This window comes from Paenibacillus konkukensis, assembly GCF_023523925.1.
Lineage (GTDB): Bacteria > Bacillota > Bacilli > Paenibacillales > NBRC-103111 > Paenibacillus_S > Paenibacillus_S doosanensis.
In genome coordinates this window covers 4,893,838-4,910,148 of the sequence record NZ_CP027059.1, presented here as the reverse complement: position 1 = coordinate 4,910,148, position 16,311 = coordinate 4,893,838, and the positions used below count along the sequence as shown (strand labels likewise).

Here is a 16,311-nt window from a genome sequence, read left to right as displayed (position 1 = left end):
TATTTAACACTCACTCGTTGTTCAGTTTTCAAAGGACAATCTTCGTTCGTTTTGCCACCTCGTTTAGCGGCGACTCTTTTAATATATCACACATGCCCATCTCATTGCAAGCACTTTTTCGAAAAACTTTTGAACCCTGCTGATCCATCAAAGCTTGCAATCACTTGGAAAAAGTGACGAGATATAAAATATCATACCCTCAGCCCCTAAGTCAAGCCTTATTTCACTTTTTCAAGGATACATCCGATTACGTGCATATTTGGATATTTCTTTGGGAGAAGCCAGCCTTGCATACATACGAAAGATGACTTTGTATCGAGACTCAATAGCTGCTTTTATATCGGAGTCAATCCTTTTATCATTCAAATCGAAGAGCATCTCGTCCAGTTCTTTTTTCAGAACATAGTCGAGTTCCCTGCATTCTCTTTCGTTAAATAAAAAGCCGAGCATCAATACAATACCCCTTTCGCGACGTTGGTCAACAATGCAAACCTACCGCATGACTATGGCAAAAAGGCTGCGTGTAAAAGCATAGTCGCACTCTTTCCCTGCTTTTACATGCAGCCTTTCAGTAAAAGCTTTTTCACGCGCTTTACTGTTATGCTCATATTTGGATATTTTTATGCTAATCGTTATCCTTGTTTCACAAGCCAGTACGTCAAGGTGCTTTCGATAATCGCAGCCGCCGTCAGAGAAACGACGATAATGATGATAACGGGGCCCAGAGCTTTTATAAAGCCGCGGAACTCATCCCTGTATTTTTGAGAACGCTCTTGGCTTAACAAAGCGCTAAACGACTTCAGCACGAGCACTCCCAGGCGCAGTCCGAACGCACAGGCGAAGACGACGGCGGGAATTTCGATAATTCCGTGCGGCAGGATCGCTTTAATTACATACAAGACGGACTGTTTTTCCGCCGATACCGCCATGACGTAGCCAAGCAAAAGTCCGTTCGACAGCAGAAAGAATAAAGGCAGCACACCAAAAAAAGCCCCCATCCCGATAATAACGATCGATTTCCATGCATTGTTCCAGAAAATCAGCCAAAACATCGACCACTGGGGATTAGCTTTATCGGAAATCGACTTCGTCAGCTGCTCAAGCCCTTTCAGCTGCATTTCGATAAACGCCTGAAATTGGCTGGAGTACCAAGCTCCGAGCACCATTCCAACAATAAAAACAAGAGCCGAAGCAATGAAATAATGTTTCATTAACTGAAATTGCCGCATTAAATTACTCATAGCCGTTTTAGCTTCTCCTCTGCTTTTAGATTTGACATCTATCTATATGGAAAAATGTTTTTGGACGCAAGCCTTTGTACGAGCTTATGTCATATCTTCCTTGTCCCAGCATACAATTTTAATAATCCCACTTATACAAGCCCTTGCGAAGCCAAGCTTGGGGCCGGAAAGGAGGTCAATGGTTTCATGAATTTTTTTTACGTCCTTAATGGAAAAAAACTAAAACAAGCTCTAATTGTAGCGGTCGCCGTCGTATTTGCCATAGGCATTATTTATTCGGAGCGCGACAACGTATCGGTATTCTCCCAGGACGAGCCAGCGGCGATCTACAGCGTGCAGACGGACCGGAAAGTCATCGCCCTGACCTTTGATATTAGCTGGGGAGAAAATCGAACTGAGCCGATTCTGAAGCTCTTGGAGGACAAGGGGGTCAAAAAAGCGACGTTCTTCTTATCGTCTCCCTGGGCTAAGGATCATCCGGAGATTGTCAGCCGTATCGTGAAGGGAGGCTGGGAAATCGGCAGCCACGGACATAAGCATGTCAACTACAGCAGCCTGAGCGATGAAGAGATTCGTACGCAGATCAAAACGGCCGATCAAATTTTGTCGGAGGTTACCGGGCAGCATCCGAATTTAATCCGGCTCCCCAACGGGGACTTTGACAAACGAGTGCTGCGCATCGCGGGCGAGCTTCATTACAATGTCATCCAATGGGATACGGATTCCATGGATTGGATGAACAAGGGCGTCGACAACATTATTAACCGCGTCGTGTCCAAAGCGCATCCCGGCGATATCGTTCTTATGCATGCCAGCGATTCCGTCAAACAAACGCACGAAGCTCTCCCCGTTATTATCGACCAGCTACGGGCGAAAGGCTACGAGTTCGTTACCGTAAGCGAGCTGCTCAAGCAAACTCAAGTCGACAACAAGACACCGGCCGAAGACCAGACCATGAAGCAAGTCCACTAAAGAAAATATACGGATAAACAATAAGAGCCGTTACAGCGGCTCTTTGTTTGTGTTCAGCACTTTGGATAAAATTAAAATTTGCCACGTATTGCTCGCGAGTAAAGGAACCATCATAAATACCGTCGATGCCGCCGTATCCAGTCTAAGTGCCGGCACGGCCTCAATAGCCGTTACTACCGTCATAAAAAATAATGTGGGAATAAAACCGTTTTTATTCGTAAGCTTAACCTTCCATAAAGAGACCAAAATGGCGAGAACAAGCATAAGAAAGGGCAGCAGCATGTAACTGAACCAAGTTCCGGACTCGTCGGATTGGCGCAAATACACCAAGTCAAACATCGCTACGGCTACTAAAATGACTTGCAGCATATCCCATATCCATTTACTTCTTATAATTCCCATAGCAATAAACCGAATAATCAAATAAGCGAAAAATCCCATCTGGCTTAACACACTGATGGTCGCCCCTCCCAGAAGCATTATAAGCACATTGTAGCCTATGGCAGAGCCGCCAAGAAAACTGAACTGCTGGTCATTGGACTGCAAAGTAATTCCCGTCACCAATGCACTGAAAGCACCGATCAGCAGCGTTGTCCAAAATAAATAAAACCACTTTCTCAATGTCACGACTTCTACCCCAGAGCATCATGTCTACAGAAGTTAATTGTACCAACCTTCACAAAAAAAAGCCAATCAAAGGCGGAGTGAAACTGCCCAAGGCGGCAAATAATAAGCCCATATTTCGTTTAGGAAGGAGCTTTAAGCAATGATGACAAGATGGTTGCGCTCTGTTCCCCTCCTGCTTATGATCATGGTTTTGGCATCATGCGGCTCAGATAAACAAGCCTCGCAATCGCAGAGCGGCGGTTATAAGGATACAAAAACGATGGTGTTGGATATTTTAAAAACGGAGGACGGCAAAAAAGCGATCCAAATGGCTCTAAACAGCGGGATCGGGGGCAGCAGCGGAGGAGGCGCGCAATCCGAAGGCCAAATGAAGCTGTTGTCGGCCGGCGATTCCCAGCAAATTCAATTGGCAGTTAAAGATGTCTTAACGGATACGAGCAATAACAAGTTTCTTCAAACCGTAATGACGGACCCTAAGTTTGCAGGGCAATTCGCCAAAGCCATTCAAAAAGATACCAAGCAATTGCAAAAGGATTTAATGAAGGACCCGGATTACCAAAAATCCTTAATGGATGCAATGAAAAATCCCGATTTCGAAAAAATGCTGATGGATGCGATGAAAGGTCCCCAGTACAGACAGCAAATGAAAACAGTTATGCAGGAATCGCTGCAAAGTCCGCTTTTCCGCCTGGAGCTTATGAATTTGATGAAAAAGGTGCTTGAGGAGGAGTCTCAGCCAAAAGCTCAAAGCCAAGGCGGCGGCGGAGAATCTGGTGGAAAGAAATCCGAAAAAAATGACAGCGAATCGGGCGAAAAGAAGAAACAAGAATAAAATTCGGCGGAGAGTCCCAAAATGCTCTTACTCGGAGCCGTTGAACGCAAATAAGGAGCTGTCCTCGCTTTGCCGAAGCATGAAGCGAGCAGCTCCTTTTCATTACTCGACCTTGCCGATCAGCTTGCGGGCAAGCTCCAAATACAATTGACCGGTTTCCGTATTTTCCTTGTATACGGAAGGAGAATAATCGGCTTCCGCCACATGATTATCCGGCGCTCCGAGCGGAATTTGCGTCAGCAGTTCCGTATGCAGCTCCTCGGCCAGCTTGGCGCCTCCCCCTCTGCCGAATACATAATCCTTCTGTCCACAGGCGCTGCATTGGTAATACGACATGTTCTCAACGACGCCGATGATGTCGTGATTCGTATGTTTGGCCATCGCTCCTGCCCTTGCGGCAACGAACGCGGCCGTGGCATGAGGCGTAGTGACGATAATTTCTTTGCTCTGCGGAATCATTTGATGCACGTCCAGAGCAACGTCTCCGGTGCCCGGCGGCAAATCGAGCAGAACGTAATCAAGCTCTCCCCAGTTGACTTCCTGGAAAAAGTTGCGCAGCATTTTGCCGAGCATCGGTCCGCGCCAAATGACCGGCGTGTTCTCTTCGACGAAAAATCCCATAGAAATCACTTTTACTCCGTATCGTTCGACAGGAATGATCCGGTTTTGAACAAGTTCCGGCCGCCCTTCGATCCCCATCATATCGGGAACGCTGAAGCCGTAAATATCCGCGTCGATCAGTCCGACCTTTTTGCCGAGTCTGGCCAAAGCCACGGCCAAATTCACCGTTACGGTGGATTTGCCTACCCCGCCCTTGCCGCTGGCTATCGCAATAAAATGGATGCCGGATTCGGGAGCCAGAATGTCGCGAACCGGTTCGGCTTCCGCGGGTGCCGCAGTATGCTCCGCTTGTTTGCGCGCAGCCTCATTGCGTTCGAATTCCGACATCGGACGAAACCGCAAATGAACTTCCGCAGCGCCCGCTTGGGCAAAGGCGGCTATAACTTGTTCCTGAACTTGATCCTTGTAAGCCGGATCTTCGTTCGATAACAATACCGTAGCGGAGACGCGGCCTTCTTTAATAACCATATCCCTGACAAGCTGCAAATCCGTGAGACTCAGCTGGAATTCAGGATCATGAAGATGACGAATAGTTTCTAAAAGTTGTTCTTTGGTAAGCACGATTTCACCTCAACCGCTGAGAATAATGGTCCTGTGTTAACAGTATATCATATTTTTATCAGGAGCCCACTTTTTCACCCGAATAGTAGCGCAGTATTCCTTGATAGATTGATGCGGCGACTTTTTTCTGATAGGCCGGTGTTTTGAGCAGGTTCGCTTCCGCCGGATTGGAGAGGAAACCGACCTCGACCAAAGCGCTGGGCATCTTCAATGTTTTCAGCAAATACACTTCATTGTCGACCGGCTTCGCAATCCGATCGGTATTTTGCAGATTTTTCTTGATTTCATCCTGAATAAGCGCGGCCAAAGTCCCGTTGTCGGCATGATTCGGATAATAGAACGTTTGTGCGCCCGACCATTTGGCCGATGGGATACTGTTCAGGTGGACGCTGATAAACATATCCGCCTTTTGCTGGGTTATAAATTGCGCACGCTTCATTAAGTCTTCCGTCTTCCGCCTGCTGTACCCTTTGGTCGACGGATCGGCGAGATCCTGATCGCTTTCTCTGGTCATCACTACAATAGCGCCGGATTCCTGCAAATAATCTCTTAAATGCATCGTAATCGCCAAATTGACGTCTTTCTCAATCAGGCCGTCTTTGCTTTCCGCCCCTCCGTCAGGCCCCCCATGACCAGGATCTAAGGCGATTTTCTTGCCCGAGAGCGGCATCGTCCAGTATGTCCATGTTTTGGTCGCAGGCAGCTCATAAGTAAATACAAACAGCATAAGTACGACCAGCAGCGCCGACATCAGCAGCTTGAGACTGCTCTGCATCGTCAGCCAAACAACGATTCTTTTCCTCCTTTTGAACATAAAAAATCCACCTCACATCCCCATAGACTACTCTGTAACATCTATATGGGACAGGGTGGACAAATATGCTATAGATTGGACGGTTCCAGCTTCTCTCTCATCCCGTCGATCAGCACTTCCGCCACTTCCGGACGCGTGAACTGCGGAGGAGGGCATTGACCGTCGCGCAGCAAGGCGCGTACTTTAGTTCCGGAAAGATGAAGATGATCCGCTTTATCATGCGGGCACGTTTTGCTGGAAGCCATGTTGCCGCATTTGGTGCAGAAGAAGCTGTGCTCGAAGAATAACGGCGTAATGCCCAGTTCTTCGCTCGTAAAGTTGGAGAATATCTCTTGGGCTTCATAAGTACCGTAATAATCGCCTACACCGGCATGATCGCGGCCGACAATGAAGTGCGTGCAGCCGTAGTTTTTGCGGACCATGGCATGAAATATCGCCTCACGCGGGCCTGCATAACGCATAGCCGCCGGGAATACGCCGAGAAAGGTGCGATTCTTAGGATAATAATTTTCCAGCAGCACCAAGTAGCTGCGCATTCGTACGTCGGCGGAAATATCATCGGACTTGGTTTCCCCCACCAACGGGTTCAGGAACAATGCATCGACGATTTCCATTGCGCTTTTTTGGATGTATTCGTGAGCCCGGTGCACCGGATTGCGGGTTTGGAAGCCGACTACGGTTCTCCAGCCTTTCTCCACAAACAAGCGGCGCGTTTCTGCAGGGTCGAAGTAAAACTCACCGAACTTCTCCGGTTTCGGACGGTTCAGTACTTGAATAGGTCCTCCCACATAGGTAGAAGGGCGCGAAAGCAGCTTTTGCACGCCGGGATGGGCTTCGTCATTCGTTTTGAACACTTTTACAGCCTCGTTTTGCTGATCAGCTTCAAAGATGCTCTGAACGTCCAATATACCGTATACAACGCCATCCTGTTCGCCGACAAGCGCCACTTGCTCCCCTGTCTTGATGGACTTCGCTACGTCAGGTTCAATCGCGAGAGTTACCGGAATGCTCCATACGGTACCGTCAGCCAGTCTCATTGTTTCCACGACGGACTCATAATCTTCTTTGCCCATAAATCCGGTCAGAGGCGAGAATGCGCCTACCCCGATCAAATCCAAGTCGGAGATAGTCCATGCGTTAATGTTCAGTTGATTCAAGCTGCGGGCAACTTCCAATAATCTGTCTCGTTCTGCACCTTCCACCACACGGTTGATCAATGTGCCGCCATGAGGGCGAATCGTTTCTGCCATGATTTGAATCTCCTATTCTATAAATTATTTATGAAGACCGCATTCCGTTTTTTCAAATCCGGACCAGCGACCTGCACGAGGATCTTCTCCAGCTGCCACTTGGCGAGTGCAATGCTCGCAGCCGATGCTTGGATAATTGCGGTCATGCAAAGGATTATAAATAATATTATTATTGCGAATATAATTCCATACGTCTTCCGAAGTCCAGGAGGCAAGCGGATTGAATTTGACCAGACCGAATTTCGTATCGTACTCCGCTTTTCGGGAGTTAGCTCTGGTTGGAGCTTGATCGCGGCGGATTCCGGTAATCCAGGCATCATAGTTTTTCAAAATATCGGTAAGCGGATCGACTTTGCGAATATTGCAGCACTCGTTAGGCGCCGTTTTCCATAGTTCGTCGCCGAATTTAGCCGCCTGTTCCTCAAGGGTCAGCTTAGGGAGCACTTGCACGAACTCCACGCCGTAATGCTGCTGCAAACGATCGCGGGTTTCATAAGTTTCTTTGAAATGAACATTCGTATCCAAGTAGAAAATATCGGTCTTAGGGCTTACCTTCTGGAGCATATCGACAAGCACTACATCCTCTGCTCCGAAACTACAGGCTAACGTAATATTGGGGAACTTCTCTACCGCCCAGGCAATAAGCGCTTCCGGACTTTCGTTCTCAAATTGTTCTGCAGCTTCGTGAATCAATTTTTCTTTCTCGAATAAATTCATTTCTCTTTCCTCCCTAATAAATAATCCCGAGTATATTAATGTGATTTGTTGGTATGATTTTATTATAATCGCAGTCGACTTTTTGTCAATTTAATTTTTTGTATTGGCTCAATATTTATTGTATGGTGTGCCTAGAAGTTGGTGATATGAAAAACAAAAAACCTTTCCACCGAGATAGTGAAAAGGTTTTTGGTATTCGATATAAATGGATATTAACGTTTGGAGAACTGAGGAGCACGACGAGCAGCTTTCAAGCCGTACTTCTTACGTTCTTTCATACGAGGATCGCGAGTCAAGAATCCGGCTTTTTTCAAAGAACCGCGGAATTCTGGATCTGCTTTCAGCAATGCACGGGAGATACCGTGACGAATCGCTCCGGCTTGTCCGGAAATGCCACCGCCGTTAGCGATAACCAAAACATCGTATTTACCCAATGTTTCCGTCAAGTTCAGCGGTTGCTTAACGATCAATTTCAAAGTTTCAAGACCAAAATACTCATCCAAGTTGCGTTTATTGATAATGATACGTCCTTCGCCCGGTACCAAACGAACGCGTGCTACCGAATGCTTACGACGACCTGTTCCATAATATTGAACTTGTGCCACAAGACAATCCTCCCTTTATCTTAACCGCGAAGTTCCCAAACTTCAGGTTGTTGTGCTTGATGCGGATGCTCAGAACCGGCATACACTTTCAATTTCGTTTTCATGCTGTCGCCAAGGCGATTTTTTGGAAGCATGCCGTGAATTGCAAATTCCAGAACGCGTTCCGGTTTGGTGTTCAACAAATCCTGTGCGGATGTCACTTTCAAACCGCCGGAATACAAAGAGTGACGATAGTACATTTTGTTTTGCAGTTTTTTACCGGTCAATCTGATTTTCTCAGCGTTGATAACGATAACGAAATCGCCAGTATCAACATGCGGTGTAAATTGCGGTTTATGCTTGCCGCGGATGATGCTTGCAGCTTCGCTCGCAAGACGTCCCAGCGTTTTGTCTGTCGCGTCGATAATGTACCATTTGCGCTCTACTTCATTTGGCTTAGCCATATATGTGGTACGCATGTAATAGTTCCTCCTAAACATTGTTCGCTTCATGCTTCGTTCGATGAAATGACACAGTCATATGATGATCGTACAGACGTAAGGTCACTCCATCATCAAATCTATCTGTATCACAATTTAATATTCATAGTTAGTTTACTGCAGTTAGCAATCTCAAGACCCGGGGCCGTGGGTTAGCCGATCAAGAAACGCCAAGTGATATTGTACTATATAATGAGCAACAAATCAAGTTGTGATTCCATTTTCATCATATAATACTTCCCATAGCATAAGTCCGTGAGGCATTGCCGTAGGTCCCGCCTTCGCCCTGCTGCGTGCAGCCAGTATGTCGCGCATCGACTCGCTCGTACGTTTGCCTTCTCCGACCTGAATCAACGTTCCGGCGACAATTCTAACCATGTTGTATAAAAACCCGTTACCGGTCAAATAAATATGAATGGCAAACGATTGGAGCAGAGGATCTAACGGTTCGCACTCCAATCTTGCATCATAGATCGTTCTGACGTGGGACAATTTCGTGGATCTTACGGAGCAAAAAGAAGTGTAGTCATGCGTGCCGACGAGCCAGCTCAGCCCTTCGCGCATCGCTTCCGTATCCAGAGCGGTCGGATGGTAAAATTCCATATGCCGCTTAAATAAATCGGGATGCCGGCCGCAGCGGATCGTATAACGGTACGTTTTGCGTACGGCGGACCTGGTCGCATGAAACGAAAGGTCTACCTCTCTTGCTCCGCTGACCACGATATCCTGCGGCAGCCGCGTGTTGAGCGCCCTACACCATCGTTCCAACGGAATCTTGGAGCTCGTATAGAAATTGATCACTTGGCCGCGCGCATGGACGCCCGCATCCGTCCTGCCGGAGGAGGTCAGCTTGACTCTCTCCCCCGTCAAGGAGAACACGGCTTGTTCCAGCATATCCTGCACGGTGTTTAGGCTTGGCTGCGTTTGAAAACCGTTATAAGCTGTCCCGTCGTAACTAACGGTCATGCATATATTCCTCACGGCCGTCCTCCAATGAACAGTTCAGTTCAGCTTAGGCTACAAAAAAAAGGGTTTCATCAGAATCAAAGATCCCGTCCACCCTTTCCCATCCTTTTTATGCACGATCTACTAGCTCTAAATAAACCATCGGCGCTGCATCGCCGCGGCGAGGACCCAGCTTCAAGATTCTGGTGTAACCGCCTTGACGTTCAGCGTAACGTGGAGCCAACTCAGAGAATAGCTTCTGGATCGCGTCTTGATTTTCGTTAGCTGCTTCACGACGAACAAAGGAAGCAACTTGACGGCGAGCATGAAGATCTCCGCGTTTTGCCAGTGTGATCAATTTTTCTGCAATGGAGCGCAATTCTTTAGCCTTAGCTTCAGTTGTTTGGATGCGCTCATGTATGAACAAGTCGGTAACCAAGTCGCGGAACAATGCTTTACGCGCGCTGGAGTCACGACCTAACTTTTGGTATGCCATTTGTGTGCAACCTCCTTCTGCTTAATTATAACTCGACGCTTAGTCTTCCATCCGCAGGCCAAGTCCAAGCTCTTCCAGCTTTTCTTGAACCTCTTCGAGAGACTTACGTCCAAGATTACGAACCTTCATCATGTCTTCTTCCGTTTTCGTAATCAATTCTTGTACCGTATTGATTCCTGCACGCTTCAGGCAGTTATAAGAACGAACAGAAAGATCGAGCTCCTCGATCGTCATCTCGAGCACTTTCTCTTTCTTGTCCTCTTCTTTCTCCACCATGATCTCGGCATCCTTCGCCTCATCGGTCAAACCGACGAACAGCATCAGATGCTCCGTCAAAATTTTAGCGCCCAAGCTAACGGCTTCTTCAGGTCGAATACTTCCATCGGTCCAGACTTCGAGGGTTAGTTTATCATAGTTGGTAACTTGGCCGACGCGAGTGTTCTCAACGCTGTAATTGACGCGGGTAATCGGAGTATAGATCGAGTCGATCGGAATAACCCCGATAGGCTGATCTTCCTTCTTGTTTTTATCCGCTTGAACATATCCGCGTCCCCGGTTAGCATGAATTCGCATATGAAGACGCGCATCGGAGGACAGTGTAGCAATATGCAAATCCGGATTAAGGATTTCCACATCGCTATCACCACGAATATCGCCGGCAACAACTGGTCCTTCACCTTCGGCATCGATTTCCAACACTTTCTCTTCGTCGGAATGAATCTTAAGCGATAGCCCTTTGAGGTTAAGGATAATTTCCGTAACATCTTCCATGACACCAGGAACCGTGGAAAACTCATGCAACACACCGTCGATTTGCACCGATGTTACTGCTGCCCCCGGCAAGGAGGACAACAGGATTCTGCGAAGCGAGTTCCCCAGCGTCGTTCCGTAGCCTCTTTCAAGAGGCTCTACAACAAATTTGCCGTACGTGCCATCTTCACTCAATGATACGGTTTCTATTTTCGGCTTTTCGATTTCGATCATTTATAACCCTCCTTCAAAACGTCGTTTCCCTCTGGATAACTTAAGACGCATAGAACGTGCAGTATGCCTATCCAAACAGTATTCACAACTTTTGGATATTTATACCACTCTTTTGCAATCCTGAATTAGACACGACGACGTTTTGGAGGACGGCAACCGTTATGTGGAATTGGAGTCACGTCTTTAATCAGGTTTACTTCCAAACCTGCTGCTTGCAACGAACGGATCGCTGCTTCACGACCTGCGCCAGGACCTTTAACCATAACTTCAACAGCTTTCATGCCATGTTCCATAGCTGCTTTAGCAGCAGATTCTGCAGCCATTTGCGCTGCGAACGGAGTGCTCTTACGGGAACCTTTGAAGCCCAGGTTACCAGCACTTGCCCAGGAAATTGCATTACCGTGCGGATCTGTAATCGTTACAATCGTATTGTTAAACGTAGAGCGGATATGAGCCACTCCAGAGTCAATATTTTTCCGATCACGACGTTTCGTACGAACTACTTTTTTAGGTTTAGCCATTACCTTGTGTACCCTCCTTTACTATTTTTTCTTGTTAGCTACAGTACGACGAGGACCTTTACGCGTACGAGCGTTAGTTTTAGTACGTTGACCACGAACAGGTAAGCCGCGGCGGTGACGAACACCACGATAGCATCCGATCTCAATCAAGCGTTTGATGTTCAGCGCGATTTCACGACGAAGGTCGCCTTCTACTTTTACGTTCTTGTCGATCGCTTCACGAAGTTTGCTTACTTCATCTTCCGTCAAATCACGAACGCGAGTCGATGCGTCAACACCGGTAGAAGCCAGGATCTTCTCGGAAGTTGTTCTGCCGATACCGAAGATGTAAGTCAAAGCGATAACTACGCGTTTGTCACGCGGCAAGTCTACACCAGCAATACGTGCCATTTATAGGAGCACCTCCTTAACCTTGTTTTTGTTTATGCTTAGGGTTTTCGCAAATTACCATTACATTACCTTTGCGGCGAATGACTTTGCATTTTTCGCAAATCGGTTTAACCGATGGTCTTACTTTCATTTTAATTACCTCCTGAGTGCTTGCGGCTGCAAGCTAACTTCGTAAGAGTAGGCTTAGCGTTTTCGTCTGAAAACGAAGTTCGTAACAGTGTCGCCGCGCATAAGGCCGGCAGCGCTGCATACGCATCTATTTAAAACGATAGGTTATACGGCCTCTAGTCAAATCATAAGGGGAAAGTTCCACTGTCACTTTATCTCCGGGCAAGATCCGGATAAAATGCATTCTGATTTTTCCGGATACATGAGCAAGTATCTTATGACCGTTTTCGAGTTCCACCTTAAACATTGCATTCGGAAGAGGTTCAATCACTGTACCTTCAACTTCAATTACATCTTCTTTGGCCACAGTCATTCTCCTTTCTCTTGTGCTTCTGATTTCATCTGGTCCACATACTTTTTCAGTGCGAAACGTAACTTACCGTTCGTCACACGACCGCTTTCCTTCAAGCTGTCCACTACTTCGCTGCAGATCGTTTGCAATAACTCGAGGTGAATCAAGTTTTTCTTCTTAGGCTGGTCGAACTTCCGTTTGCCGCCGTCGGCAATCCACACGAATCGTTGGTCTTCGACGTTGATAATAACGGCGTACATGCCGGAGTCCTTACCGCGAACGATCCTAACGATTTGTCCGAGTTGCGGAAGGTTTGCCGAATTCACGCTCTCACCTATGCCCGGGACTGCGTTAATATTTCATAACCGTCCGGAGTGATTGCGATGGTATGCTCGAAATGCGCGCACAGTGTGCCATCCACTGTAACGACCGTCCAATTATCTTCGAGGGTTTTGACATAACGTTCCCCTACGTTAACCATCGGCTCGATCGCTAATACCATTCCCGGCTTCAGCCTAGGCCCATGGCCCGGCATGCCGTAATTCGGAATTTGCGGATCTTCATGAAGCTCCGTTCCTACACCATGTCCTACATACTCTCGAACAATCGAAAAACCTTCATCCTCGACGCATTTTTGAATCGCGTGAGAGATAGTGTACAATCGCGCATCCGGTTTGGCTTCCGCAAGACCCGCGTACAAGGAGCGCTCGGTTACTTCCAATAACTTCTTGGCCGTTTCCGAAATCGTCCCTACGCCGTACGTCCATGCAGAGTCACCATGATATCCCTTGTAGTTTGCACCGATATCGATACTGATGATGTCGCCATCTTTTAGCTTACGCCCACTGGGTATGCCGTGTACCAATTCATCATTGACTGAAGCACAGATGCTGCCAGAAAAACCGTTATAGCCTTTAAAAGATGGGGTTGCGCCCTGACTGCGAATATATTCTTCTGCGATTTGATCCAGCTCTTTCGTTGTAATATCGGGCTGAATGGCTTTCTGTAATAAGCGATGCGTGTCGGCCACGATGCGGCCGGCTTCTCTCATTAATTCCAATTCAGCAGCTGACTTACAAATGATCATTACGCTTGCCCTCGCAATAGTGAACTGATTTGTGTAGTAACCGCACTTATTTCTTGCTCGCCGTTAACCTCACGCAAGTTTCCTTTGTTACGGTAATACGACAAAAGCGGTGCTGTTTTGTTCGTGTATTCGTCAAGACGAGTTCCGACTTTTTCTTCGGTGTCGTCCGATCTTTGATACAATTCGCCTGAACATTTATCACACACATTTTCACGTGCAGGAGGGTTAAACAAGATATGATACGTAGCTCCACATGACTTACAGATTCTTCGTCCAGTCAATCTAGCCAAAAGCAGACTGCGATCTACCTTTAAGTTGATGACGTGGTCTATGCTTCTGTCCAAAGATGCCATGATGCCGTCCAACGCTTCCGCTTGCGAGATCGTTCTAGGAAATCCGTCAAGCAAAAAGCCCTTTTCGCAATCCGGCTGCTGCAAGCGTTCCTTTACGATACCGATAGTGATTTCGTCGGGAACAAGCAATCCTTGGTCCACATATTTTTTTGCTTCCAAGCCAAGTGCCGTTTCCTGTTTCATAGCTAAACGGAAAGCATCACCGGTCGAAATATGCGGAATTTGAAACTCATTGACGATTCCTTCCGCCTGTGTACCTTTACCTGCACCAGGAGGTCCCATAAAGATCACGTTCATAATGATTTCCTCCCCATCGCATCAAATGATGCTAACAGCACAATAGGTGCCGATAGCTAATAAATAACTACCAGAACCTATTTGCTATTTATTAATGAAACCTTTGTAGTGACGCTTGATCAATTGGCTTTCGATCTGCTTCATCGTCTCTAGTCCGACGCCGATCACGATCAGCAAGGATGTACCGCCGATTCTTACCGAGTTCGGCAAGCCGGCCAGGCTTCCAAGCACCATAGGCAGGATAGAGATGACAGACAAGAACAAAGCGCCCGACAGCGTAATGCGGGTCATAACCCTTGTCAGGTAGACGGAAGTTGTCTTGCCGGGACGAATCCCAGGAATATAACCGCCGTTTTTCTTCATTTGGTCTGCCATTTGCTCAGGGTTGATCTGAACAAACGTATAGAAGAAGGTAAAACCGATGATAAGCAGCACATACAAGACCATGCCGAGCGGGTGCGTATAATTCAGGTTCGTAATGATCCAGTCGGCTACAGGGTTCCCTCTCCAGAAACTTGCGATTGTAGGAGGGAATACAAGCAGCGAAAGGGCGAAGATAACCGGAATAACACCTGCCGCGTTGACCTTCAAAGGTATATGTGTCGATTGTCCACCATACATTTTGCGGCCGACCACGCGCTTAGCATACTGAACCGGAATTTTACGCACACCTTGCTGTACGAAAATAACCCCGGCGATCAGCGCAATAACGACGATAAGGATAATGACCATCTTCACGATGTTCAAGAACAAAGCGTCGCCTGCTTCTGCAAACTCGGTCTTCACGATTTGCGAGATCCCCGTAGGAATCGCGGCCACGATCCCCGCAAAGATGATCATGGAAATACCATTTCCAATTCCGTTCTCAGTGATTTGTTCCCCTAACCACATCAGAAATGCAGTTCCCGCAGTAAGAACAATCGCAATTAAAGCATATGTCGTGAATGTCGGATTCACAACCAGTCCCGCGTAGATTCGGTTAAATCCGATCGCCAAACCAAACGCTTGAATCAAGCCTAATACGATTGTACCATAACGGGTAATTTGCGCTAACTTCCGTCTGCCGACTTCCCCTTCTTTTGCCCATTGTGCAAACCTTGGTATGACATCCATCGACAAGAGCTGCACAATGATCGAGGATGTGATATACGGCATAATTCCCATCGCGAAGATGGAGAATTGGAACAATGCGCCTCCGGAGAAAGTATTCAGCAAGCCAAATACGTCACTGGAATTGGCCTGATCTTGAAGCTTCAAAATATCTGTGTTGATGTTAGGTACCGGAATGAAAGCACCAATTCTGTAGACGATCAGAACCAACAAGGTGAAAATGATTCTTCTCCGTAGATCATCCACTTTAAAAATATTGGATATGGTGCGAAACATTAAATCACCTCGGTTTTACCGCCGGCAGCTTGGATTTTCTCTACCGCAGATTGAGAGAATTTGTTAGCTTTCACGTTCAGTTGAACCGTAAGTTCGCCATCACCCAAGATTTTAATGCCGTCTCTTGCATTTTTCACAATACCGGACTCAAGAAGAACTTCTGGAGTAACTTCTGTACCGGCAGCGAACTTGTTAAGCTCAGTCAAGTTCACAATTGCGAATTCCTTGCGGAAACGGTTTGTGAAACCACGCTTAGGCAAGCGACGATATAGAGGGTTTTGACCGCCCTCAAAACCAGGCCGAACGCCACCGCCGGAACGAGCGTTTTGCCCTTTGTGACCGCGAGTAGCTGTTTTACCCATACCACTACCGATACCGCGGCCTACACGTTTACGGGCTTTGCGGGATCCTTCAGCAGATGTAAGTTCATGCAATTTCATCGTTTGCACCTCCTCTAATGCTTTTTGTTAAACCATTTATGCTTCGATTTCTTTAACTTCGATCAAGTGGCTTACATGATTGACCATGCCGCGGATAGCTGCATTGTCATTATGCGTAACCGTTTGATGCAGTTTGCGGAGTCCAAGAGAAGCGACTGTACGACGCTGTACTTCCGGACGACCGATCAGACTGCGCTTGAGGGTAATTTGCAATTGCTTAGCCATGGTTTCCC

At 47.1% G+C, this 16,311-nt stretch carries 24 protein-coding genes; 2 read left to right on the top strand and 22 right to left on the bottom strand.

What is annotated here, in order from left to right; genetic code table 11:
• Nucleotides 1-231: 231 nt before the first annotated feature.
• Both SK3146_RS21470 and SK3146_RS21465 read right to left on the bottom strand, forming a co-directional pair.
• The gene (locus tag SK3146_RS21470; protein WP_249860706.1) at nucleotides 232-450 is read right to left on the bottom strand and encodes a hypothetical protein; all 219 of its coding nucleotides are present in this window, start codon (nucleotides 448-450) and stop codon (nucleotides 232-234) included.
• Between the two features lie 182 nt (nucleotides 451-632).
• Nucleotides 633-1,241 (bottom strand): stage II sporulation protein M, encoded by a 609-nt coding sequence (locus tag SK3146_RS21465; RefSeq protein ID WP_249860705.1) that lies wholly within the window; start codon nucleotides 1,239-1,241, stop codon nucleotides 633-635.
• 186 nt (nucleotides 1,242-1,427) lie between these two features.
• Here SK3146_RS21465 and pdaB point away from each other — a divergent pair, with 186 nt between their 5' ends.
• Complete coding sequence (gene pdaB / locus SK3146_RS21460) at nucleotides 1,428-2,213, top strand: polysaccharide deacetylase family sporulation protein PdaB (protein WP_249860704.1); 786 nt, start codon at nucleotides 1,428-1,430, stop codon at nucleotides 2,211-2,213.
• 30 nt (nucleotides 2,214-2,243) lie between these two features.
• Here the strand turns inward: pdaB and SK3146_RS21455 are convergent, their stop codons facing one another.
• The gene (locus SK3146_RS21455) at nucleotides 2,244-2,840 is read right to left on the bottom strand and encodes a KinB-signaling pathway activation protein (RefSeq protein ID WP_249860703.1); all 597 of its coding nucleotides are present in this window, start codon (nucleotides 2,838-2,840) and stop codon (nucleotides 2,244-2,246) included.
• A 139-nt stretch (nucleotides 2,841-2,979) separates the two neighbouring features.
• Between SK3146_RS21455 and gerD the strand changes: the two genes are divergently transcribed.
• Nucleotides 2,980-3,672 carry a spore germination lipoprotein GerD gene (gerD, locus tag SK3146_RS21450; protein ID WP_310944550.1) on the top strand — a complete coding sequence of 231 codons (693 nt, stop codon included), beginning with the start codon at nucleotides 2,980-2,982 and terminating at the stop codon, nucleotides 3,670-3,672.
• Nucleotides 3,673-3,774: 102 nt separating this feature from the next.
• Here gerD and SK3146_RS21445 read toward each other — a convergent pair whose 3' ends face one another.
• From SK3146_RS21445 to rpmD, 19 genes are all read right to left on the bottom strand, one after another.
• Nucleotides 3,775-4,854 (bottom strand): Mrp/NBP35 family ATP-binding protein, encoded by a 1,080-nt coding sequence (locus SK3146_RS21445; protein WP_249860702.1) that lies wholly within the window; start codon nucleotides 4,852-4,854, stop codon nucleotides 3,775-3,777.
• 58 nt (nucleotides 4,855-4,912) lie between these two features.
• Nucleotides 4,913-5,668 carry an N-acetylmuramoyl-L-alanine amidase CwlD gene (gene cwlD, locus SK3146_RS21440; RefSeq protein WP_249860701.1) on the bottom strand — a complete coding sequence of 252 codons (756 nt, stop codon included), beginning with the start codon at nucleotides 5,666-5,668 and terminating at the stop codon, nucleotides 4,913-4,915.
• A 68-nt stretch (nucleotides 5,669-5,736) separates the two neighbouring features.
• Nucleotides 5,737-6,918: a sulfate adenylyltransferase gene (gene sat / locus SK3146_RS21435; RefSeq protein ID WP_249860700.1), complete on the bottom strand. Its 1,182-nt coding sequence runs from the start codon at nucleotides 6,916-6,918 to the stop codon at nucleotides 5,737-5,739.
• 24 nt (nucleotides 6,919-6,942) lie between these two features.
• Nucleotides 6,943-7,635, bottom strand: coding sequence for a phosphoadenylyl-sulfate reductase (locus SK3146_RS21430; RefSeq protein ID WP_249860699.1), 693 nt, complete (start codon nucleotides 7,633-7,635; stop codon nucleotides 6,943-6,945).
• A 212-nt stretch (nucleotides 7,636-7,847) separates the two neighbouring features.
• The gene (rpsI, locus tag SK3146_RS21425) at nucleotides 7,848-8,240 is read right to left on the bottom strand and encodes a 30S ribosomal protein S9 (protein WP_094018023.1); all 393 of its coding nucleotides are present in this window, start codon (nucleotides 8,238-8,240) and stop codon (nucleotides 7,848-7,850) included.
• A gap of 20 nt (nucleotides 8,241-8,260) precedes the next feature.
• On the bottom strand, nucleotides 8,261-8,698 hold the full coding sequence (gene rplM / locus SK3146_RS21420; RefSeq protein ID WP_094018024.1) for a 50S ribosomal protein L13: 438 nt from the start codon (nucleotides 8,696-8,698) through the stop codon (nucleotides 8,261-8,263).
• A 225-nt stretch (nucleotides 8,699-8,923) separates the two neighbouring features.
• Nucleotides 8,924-9,700 carry a tRNA pseudouridine(38-40) synthase TruA gene (gene truA, locus SK3146_RS21415; RefSeq protein WP_249860698.1) on the bottom strand — a complete coding sequence of 259 codons (777 nt, stop codon included), beginning with the start codon at nucleotides 9,698-9,700 and terminating at the stop codon, nucleotides 8,924-8,926.
• Nucleotides 9,701-9,794: 94 nt separating this feature from the next.
• Complete coding sequence (rplQ, locus tag SK3146_RS21410; protein ID WP_028552489.1) at nucleotides 9,795-10,160, bottom strand: 50S ribosomal protein L17; 366 nt, start codon at nucleotides 10,158-10,160, stop codon at nucleotides 9,795-9,797.
• Between the two features lie 39 nt (nucleotides 10,161-10,199).
• Complete coding sequence (locus SK3146_RS21405; protein WP_239630974.1) at nucleotides 10,200-11,144, bottom strand: DNA-directed RNA polymerase subunit alpha; 945 nt, start codon at nucleotides 11,142-11,144, stop codon at nucleotides 10,200-10,202.
• 125 nt (nucleotides 11,145-11,269) lie between these two features.
• A complete protein-coding gene (gene rpsK / locus SK3146_RS21400; protein ID WP_013921137.1) occupies nucleotides 11,270-11,665 on the bottom strand; it encodes a 30S ribosomal protein S11 in 396 nt (131 codons plus the stop codon).
• A 21-nt stretch (nucleotides 11,666-11,686) separates the two neighbouring features.
• Complete coding sequence (gene rpsM, locus SK3146_RS21395) at nucleotides 11,687-12,055, bottom strand: 30S ribosomal protein S13 (RefSeq protein ID WP_249860697.1); 369 nt, start codon at nucleotides 12,053-12,055, stop codon at nucleotides 11,687-11,689.
• A gap of 16 nt (nucleotides 12,056-12,071) precedes the next feature.
• A complete protein-coding gene (gene rpmJ / locus SK3146_RS21390) occupies nucleotides 12,072-12,185 on the bottom strand; it encodes a 50S ribosomal protein L36 (RefSeq protein ID WP_003333770.1) in 114 nt (37 codons plus the stop codon).
• Between the two features lie 126 nt (nucleotides 12,186-12,311).
• Entirely contained in the window at nucleotides 12,312-12,530 is a 219-nt protein-coding gene (gene infA, locus SK3146_RS21385) for a translation initiation factor IF-1 (RefSeq protein WP_009676800.1), read from the bottom strand.
• 2 nt (nucleotides 12,531-12,532) lie between these two features.
• On the bottom strand, nucleotides 12,533-12,841 hold the full coding sequence (locus SK3146_RS21380) for a KOW domain-containing RNA-binding protein (protein ID WP_249860696.1): 309 nt from the start codon (nucleotides 12,839-12,841) through the stop codon (nucleotides 12,533-12,535).
• Nucleotides 12,842-12,849: 8 nt separating this feature from the next.
• Entirely contained in the window at nucleotides 12,850-13,602 is a 753-nt protein-coding gene (gene map, locus SK3146_RS21375) for a type I methionyl aminopeptidase (RefSeq protein ID WP_249860695.1), read from the bottom strand.
• The gene (locus SK3146_RS21370; protein WP_249860694.1) at nucleotides 13,602-14,252 is read right to left on the bottom strand and encodes an adenylate kinase; all 651 of its coding nucleotides are present in this window, start codon (nucleotides 14,250-14,252) and stop codon (nucleotides 13,602-13,604) included. The genes map and SK3146_RS21370 overlap by 1 nt, the downstream gene beginning before the upstream one ends.
• An 84-nt stretch (nucleotides 14,253-14,336) precedes the next feature.
• Nucleotides 14,337-15,638 carry a preprotein translocase subunit SecY gene (gene secY, locus SK3146_RS21365; RefSeq protein WP_249860693.1) on the bottom strand — a complete coding sequence of 434 codons (1,302 nt, stop codon included), beginning with the start codon at nucleotides 15,636-15,638 and terminating at the stop codon, nucleotides 14,337-14,339.
• Nucleotides 15,638-16,078, bottom strand: coding sequence for a 50S ribosomal protein L15 (gene rplO / locus SK3146_RS21360; protein WP_249860692.1), 441 nt, complete (start codon nucleotides 16,076-16,078; stop codon nucleotides 15,638-15,640). The genes secY and rplO overlap by 1 nt, the downstream gene beginning before the upstream one ends.
• 36 nt (nucleotides 16,079-16,114) lie before the next feature.
• A complete protein-coding gene (gene rpmD / locus SK3146_RS21355; RefSeq protein WP_094018035.1) occupies nucleotides 16,115-16,303 on the bottom strand; it encodes a 50S ribosomal protein L30 in 189 nt (62 codons plus the stop codon).
• Nucleotides 16,304-16,311: the final 8 nt, after the last annotated feature.